Source organism: Chitinophaga sp. GbtcB8, from assembly GCF_019091455.1.
GTDB lineage: Bacteria > Bacteroidota > Bacteroidia > Chitinophagales > Chitinophagaceae > Chitinophaga.
This window is the reverse complement of sequence record NZ_JAGXJN010000015.1, coordinates 78,795-91,809: the sequence shown is the minus strand read 5'-3', so window position 1 is coordinate 91,809 and position 13,015 is coordinate 78,795. Positions and strand designations below refer to the sequence as shown.

Annotated in this window: 7 protein-coding genes; 4 read left to right on the top strand and 3 right to left on the bottom strand. The window is 50.0% G+C overall.

Features of this window, described 5'->3' with window-relative positions:
* Positions 1-9: 9 nt before the first annotated feature.
* From uvrA to fabF, 3 genes are all read right to left on the bottom strand, one after another.
* Complete coding sequence (uvrA, locus tag KVT36_RS15360) at positions 10-2,880, bottom strand: excinuclease ABC subunit UvrA (RefSeq protein WP_217604358.1); 2,871 nt, start codon at positions 2,878-2,880, stop codon at positions 10-12.
* A gap of 89 nt (positions 2,881-2,969) precedes the next feature.
* Positions 2,970-4,241, bottom strand: a complete 1,272-nt coding sequence (locus KVT36_RS15355) for a S9 family peptidase (protein ID WP_217604357.1) — start codon at positions 4,239-4,241, stop codon at positions 2,970-2,972.
* A 131-nt stretch (positions 4,242-4,372) separates the two neighbouring features.
* Positions 4,373-5,635 carry a beta-ketoacyl-ACP synthase II gene (fabF, locus tag KVT36_RS15350; RefSeq protein WP_217604356.1) on the bottom strand — a complete coding sequence of 421 codons (1,263 nt, stop codon included), beginning with the start codon at positions 5,633-5,635 and terminating at the stop codon, positions 4,373-4,375.
* Between the two features lie 183 nt (positions 5,636-5,818).
* Here fabF and KVT36_RS15345 point away from each other — a divergent pair, with 183 nt between their 5' ends.
* The 4 genes from KVT36_RS15345 (at position 5,819) to KVT36_RS15330 (ending at position 12,965) form a co-directional block, all read left to right on the top strand.
* On the top strand, positions 5,819-6,388 hold the full coding sequence (locus tag KVT36_RS15345) for an RNA polymerase sigma factor (protein WP_217604355.1): 570 nt from the start codon (positions 5,819-5,821) through the stop codon (positions 6,386-6,388).
* Between the two features lie 192 nt (positions 6,389-6,580).
* A complete protein-coding gene (locus KVT36_RS15340) occupies positions 6,581-7,768 on the top strand; it encodes a FecR family protein (protein ID WP_217604354.1) in 1,188 nt (395 codons plus the stop codon).
* A gap of 182 nt (positions 7,769-7,950) precedes the next feature.
* Complete coding sequence (locus tag KVT36_RS15335) at positions 7,951-11,319, top strand: SusC/RagA family TonB-linked outer membrane protein (protein WP_254640020.1); 3,369 nt, start codon at positions 7,951-7,953, stop codon at positions 11,317-11,319.
* Positions 11,320-11,333: 14 nt separating this feature from the next.
* Positions 11,334-12,965: a SusD/RagB family nutrient-binding outer membrane lipoprotein gene (locus KVT36_RS15330; RefSeq protein WP_254640019.1), complete on the top strand. Its 1,632-nt coding sequence runs from the start codon at positions 11,334-11,336 to the stop codon at positions 12,963-12,965.
* Positions 12,966-13,015: the final 50 nt, after the last annotated feature.

Below are 13,015 nucleotides of genomic sequence, written 5' to 3'. Positions count from 1 at the left end.
TCTTCATTATTAATTATACAGCTCTTTCTTCAGGAATTTCGCCGTGTGGCTATCCTTACAGGTGCTCACTTCTTCCGGAGTACCGGTGCAAAGAATGGTACCGCCACCGCCGCCGCCTTCAGGCCCCAGGTCAATGATGTGGTCTGCCATTTTGATCACATCCAGGTTATGTTCAATTACCAGGACGGTATTGCCCCGGTCTACCAGCTTATTCAGCACGTTCAGGAGCAATTGTATATCCTGGAAGTGCAGGCCGGTAGTAGGTTCGTCCAGGATGTAAATGGTTTTACCGGTATCTTTCTTGGACAGCTCCGTGGCCAGCTTTACACGCTGGGCCTCGCCACCGGAAAGGGTTACGGCCGACTGGCCCAGGGTAATATACCCCAGTCCCACATCCTGCAGGGTTTTAACCTTGCGGTAAATGTAATTCACGGGCTGGAAAAATTCCACGGCTTCATCCACCGTCATATCCAGCACATCGGAAATGGACTTGCCTTTGTATCGTATTTCCAGGGTTTCGCGGTTGTAGCGGCGCCCGTTGCATTTTTCACAATGCACATATACATCCGGCAAAAAGTTCATTTCTATTACGCGCATGCCGCCGCCTTCACACACATCGCAACGGCCGCTTTTAACATTAAAGGAAAAACGGCCGGCATTATATCCCCTGATCTTGGCTTCCGGCACCTGTGAGAACAGCTGGCGGATATCAGTGAAGAAACCACAGTAGGTAGCCGGGTTGCTGCGCGGGGTGCGGCCTATGGGCGATTGATCTATCTCAATCACTTTATCAATATTCTCTAAACCCTTTATGCTCTTATAAGCCAGTGGTACCAGCTTGGAATCATATGCATGTTTAGAGAGGATAGGGTACAGCGTTTCATTAATGAGGGTGGATTTACCGCTGCCGGAAACGCCTGTTACGCAAATAAAAGTGCCCAGGGGCAGCTTTAAGCTTACATTCTTCAGGTTATTGCCGGTAGCGCCTTTCAGCTCCAGGAACTTACCGTTGCCTTTCCTTCTTTCTGCCGGGATAGTAACGCCGTGTTTACCATTCAGGTAACCAGCCGTAGGCGTATTCAGCTTTACTACCTGCTGGGGCGTGCCCTGGGCAATGATCTGTCCACCATGAATACCGGCGCCGGGACCTACATCCACCAGGTGATCGGCATGCAGCATAATATCTTTATCGTGCTCCACCACGATCACTGTATTGCCCATTTCCCGCAGGTGCTGCAGGGCTTCTATCAGCTGCATATTATCCCGCTGGTGCAGGCCTATGCTGGGCTCATCCAGGATATAGGTGATGCCCATCAGCTGTGATCCTATCTGGGTGGCCAGGCGGATGCGTTGCGATTCCCCGCCGCTTAACGAACGGGTGGGGCGGTTCAGGGTCAGGTAGCTTAAACCTACGTTCAGCAGGAACTGCAGCCTTTCCCTTATTTCTTTAAGAATATCTTTGGCAATAACATTCTGTTTGCTGTCCAGCCGTTTTTCAATGTTCCGGAACCAGTCCTGCAGCTTATCCAGGTCCATTTCCCCCAGCTCGGAAATATTCTTTTCATCTACCTTAAAATGCAGGCTTTCCTTTTTCAGACGTGCGCCGTTACATTCCGGGCAGGTGCTCAGCTGCATAAAACCTTCTGCCCAGTTACGCACGTAGTCAGAGGAGGTATCATTGAAATAGCGGCGCACCATATTCACTACGCCTTCATATTCGGTAGCGTATTCCCCGTTGCCGTTGGAACCAAAGTCCATATCCACTTCCAGCTTGCCGTTTTCATCGCCGAACAGCAGTACGTTCATGGCTTTTTGCGGAATATCGCTGATGGGTGCAGTGAGGGAGAATTTATATTTGCGGGAAAGCTGCTGTACCTGTTTAAAGGTAAAGGTATCCCGCGCTTCGCCCAGGGGCGCCAGGCCGCCATCGTTAATTGATACGCTGTGATCCGGGATCACCTCATCCATATTGATCTGGTAAATGGTGCCCAGGCCTTTACAGCGTGGGCAGGCGCCGTAGGGGGAGTTAAAGGAGAATGTGTTGGGAGAGGGCTCTTCGTAGGAAAGGCCGGTATCCTCACACATCAGCTGCTTACTGTACTGGCTTACCTTTTCGGTGTCGTTGTCCATTACAAACAGCAGCCCTTTGCCCATTTGCAGGGCCTTTTGCACGCTCTGGCTAATGCGGGTGCGGGCATCTTCCTGTACCTGTATGCGGTCTATTACCAACTCAATATCGTGTATCTTATAGCGGTCTACCTGCATGCGCTCTTTCAGGTCCTGGACCTCACCATCCACCCGCACTTTCAGGTAACCCTGCTTGCGCACCTGCTCAAACAGCTCCCGGTAATGGCCTTTACGGCCGCGTACCAGGGGGGCCAGTATCACCAGCTTCTTTTTGGCGTAGTGCTTAAACAGGTGGGCCAGTATTTCCTCTTCGGAAAAACGCGTCATACGCTTGCCGGTGTTATAGGAATAGGCTACACCTACACGGGCATACAGCAGGCGCAGAAAATCATAGATCTCTGTGATAGTGCCTACAGTAGAGCGGGGATTTTTGTTGGTGGTTTTCTGTTCTATGGAAATAACCGGCGAAAGGCCGGTGATCTTATCTACATCCGGCCTTTCCATATCGCCAATAAACTGGCGGGCGTAGGCGGAAAAGCTTTCCATATAACGGCGCTGACCTTCCGCATAGATGGTATCAAAAGCCAGTGATGATTTGCCGCTGCCACTGATGCCGGTGATCACCACCAGCTTATTCTTGGGCAACTGCAGGTCCAGGTTCTTCAGGTTGTGTTCCCGGGCGCCAAACACTGCAATATTATCATCCGCAGCTACCGGTACAGCAGGAACCGTTGCATTCTTCTTCTTTGACATAAGCTAAAGTCCTCAAAAAGTCCTTGTCCGAACTTTTTCAAGCTACTAAACTACGCCATAATTGGTTGCCAACAGTCAAATTTTTCAGATTAACGCAGGGCCATATGTTTACCTACAAACTGCAGGTATTGCTCCCAATCGTAGGAGGTAACATCATGTTTGCCGGAGCGGATGTGATAGCGGATAAACTCCCCGGTGGGCTGCTGTGTGTGTGGAAAAGTTTCAGTGCCAACGCCTTCTTTGCCAAACAGTTTGTACACCGGTTCAGCATTGCGGGCGCTGAGGAATTCGCCGCGGGGATCGGACCATTGGTCGCCTTCGGCGCTGGCTACGTATAAGGGCCGGGGGGCAATCAGGGCCAGCAGCATGTGCTGGTCTACCGGCAAAGCGGCGGTATTATTCGCAAAGGTTTTATAATTGGCTACAAACCAGTGAGGAAAGGCGCGGGTAATGATCTCTATGTTCTCGCCATAGTCGCGTTTGGAGAGGGCGGCCCCGCCTTCGCCGGATTCATTGGAGATCACCATGGCAAAACGCGGATCGCTGGCGCCGGCCCAGAGGGCGGCTTTACCCAGGCGGGAGTGGCCCATCAGCAGCACCAGGTCCTCATTTACCCTGCGGTCCTGCCGCAGGTAATCCAGCGCGCGGCATAACGCCCATGCCCATACGCCCATGGCGCTCCACTCCTGCGGTTCTATATGTAATACATCTTTTAGCTGCGTGCGGAAACCGGTTTGCCAGCCGTCCGGTTTATCCGCTTCCACCTCTCCGTAAAAAAAGGTGGCCACGCCATACCCGCGGCTGATAATATCTTTGATAGGCCATTGTGATGCCTGTGCGCCCCGGGAGGCTTCTGTAGCATGGTTATCAACAATGCCGGGGCCTTTTACCGTATAATGCGGAGTTATGGGGATGGTGGTATCATCTGCTACTGACTGGTTGCCATAAAAGTTCATGCCCAGGAATACGGGTACCTGGCCCCGTACTTTATTGGGCAGGTATAATAACAGGTGGATCTGTGCATTGGAATCGGCCCGGTTAAAATACAGGGTGATCTGTTTGCAGGTGGCCAGGCTGTCCAGCGCATAGGGGTTCAGGCTGGTCACCTTAAAGCTCATTTGCACCGGCGTGCGCGGAAAACGGCCATACACATTGGTTTCAAACAGGTGATATATATAGGGGCGCTGCACCTTGTTCCATTGTTGTACGGTGGTAACGGTTTTACCGTCAGCCATTTGTAACGGGTCGGGGAGCGTATAGGCAGGTACGTTAGCTTCGTTCAGATTAGCTTCAGTTCTTTGTGCAAACGCCGTTATGCTGAAAAAGCAGCAAATAAAAAGCAGCGTGGATAAGCGGTGCATAGGCAACATATATGCAAAAGGTACCGAAATTCTGTGCCAAAAAAAAGAACGGCCGTTAGTTAAAACAGCCGTTCCTTTTTTTAAATATAAAGCAGTATGTGAGCCACCACGTTAGTGATAGCACGAAATTTTTATGCTTTTACTTTTGTAAATACTACAATGGCATTATGTCCGCCAAATCCAAAAGTATTACTCATGGCAACATCCACTTTACGCTGTTGCGCCTTACCAATGGTCAGGTTTACATCCGTAGGAATACCTTCGCCCAATACCGTTGTATTAATGGTGGGGGGCACAATATCCTCCTGGGTAGCCTTGATACAGGCAATGGCCTCAATAGCGCCGGCAGCACCCAGTAAGTGGCCGGTCATGGATTTGGTAGCGCTTACGTTCAGCTTTTTCACCTGCTCCCCAAAAAGGCCGGTAATGGCTTTCAGCTCGCTGATATCGCCTACCGGGGTAGAGGTAGCGTGTGCATTAATATAATCTACATCTTCCAGGGTCAGCTCCGCATCTTCCAGGGCTTCTTTCATACCCAGCTTAGCGCCCAGCCCTTCGGGGTGGGTAGCGGTCAGGTGGTAAGCATCTGCCGTCATGGCGCCGCCTACCATTTCCCCATAAATAGTAGCACCTCTTTTTACCGCGTGCTCATATTCTTCCAGGATGATGGCGCCTGCGCCTTCGCCCATTACAAAACCATCGCGGTCCGTATCAAAGGGGCGGGAGGCTGTTACCGGCTCCTCATTGCGGGTGCTGAGGGCTTTCAGCGCGTTAAAACCGGCAATACCTGCACGGGTAATAGGCGCTTCAGAGCCACCGGCTACAATTACATTGGCCTTGCCTAAACGTATGTAGTTAAAAGCATCTACCAGGGCGCTGCTGGAAGAAGCGCAGGCAGATACCGTACAATAGTTTATACCCATAAAGCCATATTTAATGGCTATTTGTCCTGCTGCAATGTCAGAGATCAGCTTGGGAATAAAGAAGGGATTGAACTTGGGAATAAAGCCACCCTGGGTAAATTCCACGATCTGGTCTTCGAAGGTTTGCATACCGCCGTTGCCAGAGGCCCAGATCACACCGATCTTTGTTTTGTCAATATCCCCGGAGTTGATACCGGCATTTTCAATAGCCTCCTGAGCGGCTACCATAGCATATTGTGTAAAAAGGTCCATTTTACGGGCCTCTTTCTTTTCCATGAACTTTTCTATATCAAAGTTTTTCAGCTCACAGGCAAACTTGGTCTTAAATTCTGTGGTATCAAACCGGGTGATCGGCGCCGCACCACTGGTGCCGGCTTTGATATTTTTCCAAAAAGTGTTTACATCATTCCCGATAGGCGTTAATGCTCCCAACCCAGTAACTACAACCCTTTTTAGTGAAATAGTACGCATAAAAGTTTAATCAAATATTATAGTAGAGCGCAAATTTAGTTACTTATTCTTATAAAATGTAAAATGTAAGATTTTAAATGTAAAATGTAAAGGAAGGGTACGCCCTAATTTTAAGCTGTTTTAAAGGTTGGGCCAAAAGTTTCCAAATCTAATTTTAGTTACCTTCGCCTCCTCTCGTATAACATGTTAGGGGCTGCCGCAAATGAGAAGACAGTAATGGCCAATGTGGAGGACCTGCTGCTGAAGGCTTCAGCGGGGGACAGGCAGGCTTTTGCAGACCTGTATACCGCCTGTTTCCCGGCTCTATACCGCTTTGTGCACTTCAGCACCCGCTCCCAGGCCGATGCTGAAGAGATTATCCAGGACATTTTCCTGAAAATGTGGGAGCGCCGGGAAACCCTCACAGCGATCCGCTCCCTGGAAGATTACTTGTTCATTATGGCCAAAAACAAGCTGTTTGACCATTCCCGGCAACAGGCCACCCGCCTGAAAGCTGCACAGGACCTCAGTGCCGGCCAGGTGGAAACCGGCAGTACCGTAGAAGGCGACCTTATTTATAAGGAATACGAACGTGCTGCCATGGATGCCATTACAAAACTACCCAAACGCAAGCAGCAGATCTTTTTTATGCGCACGCAGCAAAGTATGTCTCTCAATGAAATAGCTGCCGCCTTCCATATTTCCCGCTCCGCGGTGAAGAAACACCTGTATGCCTCCATCCATTTTATTAAGCAGCAGCTGCACCTGGAATAAAAGTGTCTGCCTTCCTGCAGGACCGATCGATCCCTCAATACATAACTTTCTTAACCTTGCGCTGTCGAGGACTGATTTGTTCAGATTGTTGCTGATAACCAATCGGTTAAAAAAAATTCAAAAAAACTTTCTCTTCGGGGTGTCCATTTGAGGCAGGAGTGCGTCTTTACTCCTGTATAGCAGAAACTACCCATGGACCAGCCGACAATTATATTATTACTGGAAAAGTATGCCCGGGGCGCTGCCTCGCCGGAAGAAGCTGCACAGGTAAGCGCCTGGCTGCAGCAAGTTACCCCGGCGGAGTTCAATGCTGTACTACAGCAGTGCGATGTGCCGGAGGAGTTTAAGGCGTTCCTGCCCATTTCCCCGGAATTTGCATACAGGCTGGAAAGCCGGCTGGATGCGCTGGATGAAGGGCCGGCTCCCATACGCCGCCGTAGCGTAGTATACCTGAAAAGAGTAGCAGCCGCCGCTGCGGTGCTGGTATTGTTGGCTGCCGGCGCTTTGTACTGGTTACGTAAGCCTGCCCCGCAACCGGTAGCCCAGGCAGTACCCAAAGCAGCCGTACCCCAGGTACATGCCCCTGGCGGTAACCGGGCCATGCTTACCCTGGCAGACGGCAGCACCATTGTGCTGGACAGCGCACAGAATGGCGTACTGGCGCAGCAGGGCAGCACCCGCATTATAAAACTGAAAAACGGACAACTGGCTTATACCCCGCCCGCTGCCAGCAACGGCAGCGAGGCGGTTTTTAACACCATTACCACCCCCGCTGGCGGCCAGTACCAGCTTACCCTGCCGGATGGCAGCAAGGTATGGCTGAATGCCGCCTCCTCCTTACGTTTTCCTAACCACTTTACCGGTAATGAGCGTAGCGTAGAGCTGCATGGAGAAGGATATTTTGAAATAGCGCATAATAAAACCCTCCCTTTCCGGGTGAAGGTGAATGAGGCAGTAGTAGAAGTATTAGGCACCCACTTTAACGTGAACGCCTATAGCGATGAAACAGAAGTGCGCACCACTTTACTGGAGGGCGCTGTGAAAATGAGCAAGGGCGCCGCTTCCCTATTACTGGCCCCCGGGCAGCAGGCCCGCCTGCAAAGGAACGGGAATATGAACCTGGTAAAAGAAGCGGATATGGAGCAGGCCATGGCCTGGAAGAACGGTTATTTCCAGTTCAATAAAGCCGACCTGCCCGCACTGATGCGGCAGATAGCCCGCTGGTACGGCCTGGAAGTGGTGTATGAAGGACCGGTAAAAGATTATGAATTTGTAGGCAAAATAGCCCGGAACGTGTACCTGGCAGATGTTTTAAAAGCGCTGGAAGGCAGCGGGGTACATTACCGCATGGAAGGCAACCGCTTAATAATAATGAGTTAATTATAATAATCACAGATAAGGGACAATCAACAACACATAGCAAACAAACACGTGTATTGAAAATTTAAATAAACAGGGTTTTCCAAAAAAAAGCCGGAAGTGCAGCGAACACTCCCGGCGGGCGTTTGGAATAACTACAAAGATGCGTTGAACAACTTTAATTAACCAAACCAAACAAAGTTATGAAACTACGGGTACATTGTAAAGTGCCGCCCAGGCGACATTTTGCAGCCACCAACCTCATTCTTGTTATGAAATTGACCACACTTTTTTTATTGGTTGGCATTTTACAGATCAGTGCTAAGGGATATTCGCAAAAGATAACCCTGGCCGCAAAGAACGTACCGCTTAGCAAGGTGTTTGCCGACATCCAGGCCCAGAGCGGCTTTTCCCTCCTGTACGACAATAACCTGATCAAGCAGACCAGGAATATTGATATTAATGTAAAAGAAGCGTCGGTAGATGAAGTGCTGACCACCTGCCTCAAAGGTTTACCACTCACCTACGAGGTAGCCGGCAAGATCATTATTATCCGCGCAAAGCCCGGCGGGGCCGCCGTTACACCACCGCCGCCCCAGACCGTACAAGGCACCGTAAAAGATGAAACCGGGCAACCCCTGTTCGGCGCCGTAGTATACCTGAAGGAGATTAAACGTGGTGCGCAAACTGGCGCAGACGGCTCCTTTACCATTGCCAATATAGCCCCCGGCACTTATACCCTGGCCATCTCTTTTTTAGGGTATGAGCCGCAGGAACAGCAGCTAACAGTGAACAATGAAACCGTAAACATCACCGTTGCCCTTAAACAGGCGGTGAACAAACTGAAAGATGTAGTAGTGGTAACCGCATTAGGTGTAAAAAGATCGGAAAGGTCTGTTACCTATGCCACCCAGCAGGTAAATGGCAGTGAGCTTACCAAGGTAAAAACATCTAACCTGGTAAATACCCTGAATGGTAAGGTAGCCGGGTTAAACATCTCCTCCAGCTCCTCCGGTGTGGGTGGTTCTGCCAAGGTAATTTTGCGCGGTAACAAATCCGGCCTGCAAAGCAACCAGGCATTGTATGTAATTGATGGGGTGCCAATGAATAATACTACCACCAATCAGCCTAATAGCTCTTATGGTGGCGGTACTTCCTATGATGGCGGGGATCCCATCTCTAACCTGAACCCGGAAGATATTGAAAGCATTTCCGTGCTGAAAGGTGCTTCTGCTGCTGCATTATACGGCAGCCAGGGCGCTAATGGCGTGATCCTCATTACCACCAAAAGTGGTAAGGCAGGCCGCCTGCAGGTGAATGTATCTTCTGTGTACACCATTGACAAAGTGGCCACTAAACCGGAGTTCCAGAATAATTACGGGCAAACAGCCGGCACGCCTACCCAAAGCTGGGGCAATAAAATTTCCAACGGCGGCCACGATAACCTGGATGATTTTTACCAGACCGGCCAGAACTGGACCAACTCCGTAAACCTTTCTGTAGGTACGGATAAAGCACAAACATATTTCTCTTACGCCAACACCAGCGCCAAAGGTATTGAGCCGGGTAATAAGCTGGGCCGTAATAATATTACGTTTAAGGAAACCGGTCACTTCTTCGATAATAAGCTGACGGTGGAAGGAGATGTGAACTATGTAACGCAGACCATTGACAACACACCCACTGCCGGTTTTTACACTAATCCTTTAACGGGCCTGTACCTGTTCCCGCGCGGGGTGGATATACTGCCATATAAAAATGGCTTTGAGCAGCTGAATGCCGCTACCAACCGGCCCACACAGAACTGGGCTTTCCCGGAAGATATACAGCAGAACCCCTGGTGGATCGTTAACCGTAACACCAACTCACTTACCCGTAACAGGGTGCTGATGAACGCCAGCGTAAAATATGATGTGAAACCCTGGCTGAACATACAGGCCAGAGGAAGTATAGACCGCATCAATGATATTTACGAGCAGAAGTTATATGATGGTACCAGCACTGTAATTGCACCGGTGAACGGCGCTTACAATTACCGCAACGGCGTAAACACTCAGCAATACGGTGATCTGATCGCCAACTTTAACTTCCCTGTTAATAAGTTCAAGGTAACAGGCCTGGTAGGTACCAGCGTACGGGATGTAAAAACTACCGGTAACTATTACGCTTCCGGCCAGGATGGATTGTACCTGCCCAACGTATTCACCCTGCAGAACTTTAAGGTATTAAACCCGCTGAACTCTGCTACCATGCAGGAAAAGCACAGCCAGTGGCAATCCGTGTTTGCCAGCGCCAACATCTCTTATAATGACTGGGTATACCTGGACCTGACGGCCCGTAACGATTGGGCTTCTAACCTTTCTTACACACCGGATATGAGCTACTTCTATCCCTCTGTAGGTTTGAACTTCATACTGAGCCAGGTGCTTACCTTACCGCAGGCTATCAGCTATGCCAAGGTAAGAGGTTCGTTTGCGCAGGTAGGTAATTCTCCTGACGCATATATGAGTAACCCGGCGGCCTATACGATTGGCGCCGGCGGCGGTGTAATTAACAATACCAAAGCGCCCTTTACCACGCTGAAGCCGGAGCTTACCAACTCGCTGGAGCTGGGTACAGAGTGGCGTTTCTTCAACAACCGTTTGAATGTAGATGCTACCTATTATAAAACCAATACCAAGAACCAGACGCTGGAAATAGCCGCCAGCCAGGCTACTTACTACAACAGCTTTTACATTAATGCCGGTAACATCCAGAACAAAGGGGTAGAAGTATCCATAGGTTATGATGTGATCCGCAGCAGTAAGCTGAAATGGAATACGGCGCTGAATTACTCTGTAAATGATAACAAAGTAATTTCCCTGGATGACCGGGTACCTTACTTTACGCTGAGCGGGCAATCCGGCACCAGCTATGCATCACAGTTTGCCAAAGGCGGCTCTTACGGGGATATTTATGGCACCAGCTTACAGCACGATGCGCAGGGACGTGTAATGATAGATGCAAGCGGCAAACCCATTGTGCAGGGCGGCGACCTCACGTACCTGGGCAATGCCAACACCAAATGGCAGCTGGGCTGGAACAATAACATTACTTACGGTAATTTTTCTTTAGGTTTTCTGATAGATGGCAAATTTGGCGGGCAGGTATTGTCTGTAACACAGGCCATGATGGACCAGTATGGCGTATCCAAAGCCAGCGGTGATGCGCGGGATGCAGGCGGTGTAAAGGTGAATGGGGCAGACCCCACCGGTAAAGCCGTGAGCGTAGTAGATGCGCAGAGCTGGTATGCTGTAACAGGCGGCCGTACCGGCGTATCCAGCGAATACATTTACAGCGCTACCGTGGTGCGCCTGCGTGAAGTAGCGCTGAACTACGCCATCCCGGTAAAGACCCATTTCATCAAAGGCCTGAAAGTAGGGCTGGTAGGCCGTAACCTGGCTTACTTCTCCAAAAAGGCGCCGTTTGACCCGGAAGTAACTATGTCAACCGGTAACGGCCTGGCAGGTGTAGACATTTTTATGCCGCCGGCAACCCGCAGTTTTGGTCTGTCTTTAAATGCCTCTTTCTAAAAAACTGATTCAACATGAAACGTACTAACAACAATATATACAAGTCCTGCCGGTTATACCGCTTACTGTTTATGACGGGGGTGATCTTAACCGGTGCCAGTGCCTGTACCAAGAACTTTGAAAGGTATAATACGGATAATACCGGTGTAAATACCAACCTCACCTCCCTTATGACGCATGAGCAGATGGCGGTGATCAATTTCTCCGGCGGTGGTGATCCCAACTCTTACCAGCTGCAGCAGAACCTGAACGCGGATTGTTTTTCGGGTTATATGATGTCGTCCAACGCATTTGGCGGCAATACCAACATGAACTATTTTATGATGACCAGCTGGAATGGTGAACCGTTTAAAGTAGTGTACCTGGATGTATTGTCTTACGTAAGCAAGATGCAGGGCATGGGCGTGGATAAAGATTACCCGGCTGTATTTGCGGTAGCGCAGCTTGTGAAGATCATGGCCATGGGCCGGGCCACAGATATTTACGGGCCATTACCCTACAGCCAGGCCGGCAGCGCTAAATCCGGTGTGCCGTATGATAACCAGCAAGCCATTTACAACAGCTTTTTTACAGAGCTGGATGCTGCCACCACTACGCTGAGATCCTGGATCAGCAGCGGGCAAAAGCTGCCTTTTGAATTTGCGCCCATGGACCTGGTGTATAACGGAGATTTTAACCGCTGGCTGCAGTTTGCCAACTCCCTGCGCCTGCGTTTAGCCATGCACATTGTAAAGATCGATCCTACTACGGCAAGGGCACAGGCGGAAAAAGCACTGAACCCTGCTGAAGGCGGCGTGATCACGGATAATGACGGTATCATGAAAGTGAAAGTTTCCGGTGCCGGTTTCAGCAACCCGCTGGTGTTTATAGCCATGAACTGGACGGATATTAATATTGGCGCGTCTATCCAGAGTTATATGTCCGGCTACAACGATCCGCGCATTGGCCGTTACATGGACCGCTCTACTGACGCCAGTTTCCCGGTACAGTATAAAGGTATCCGTATAGGCAGCACCGTTAATAAGCCGGCTTACCAGACTTACTCTACCCTCAACTTTAAGGATGGCAGCGCACCTTCTTTTACCTTAACTACACCGGTACAGCTGATGACCGCTGCAGAAGTATATTTTCTGCGTGCGGAGGCTGCCCTGCGCGGCTGGTCCAATACCGGCGGTACTGCACAGTCGTTATATGAGCAGGGGATCAATACCTCCCTGGCACAGTGGGGGGTAACGGATGCTGCTTATATAAATAACAGCACCGCAAAACCAGCCGGTTATACAGATCCGAAGAATGCGGCTAACAATGCAGCTGCGCCTTCTGATATTACTATCCAGTGGAGCGATGCTGCTACCAGCGAACAAAAGCTGGAGCGCATAATGACGCAGAAATGGATCGCGATGTTCCCCGAAGGACAGGAAGCCTGGACAGAGTTCCGCCGTACGGGTTATCCCAAACTGTTCACGGTAGTGAATAATAACAGTGGTGGTACTATTGATACCGATATACAGGTGCGCCGCTTACCTTACCCGCAGAATGAGTACAATACCAACAGAACAGAGCTGAACAAGGGCATTCAGTTGCTGGGCGGCCAGGATAATGGCGGCACCCGGTTGTGGTGGGATGTGAATAAAGCTAATTTCTAATGTTTTCATAGGATCAATTGTTAAGAGGAAACCATGCAAAAAAAAGCACC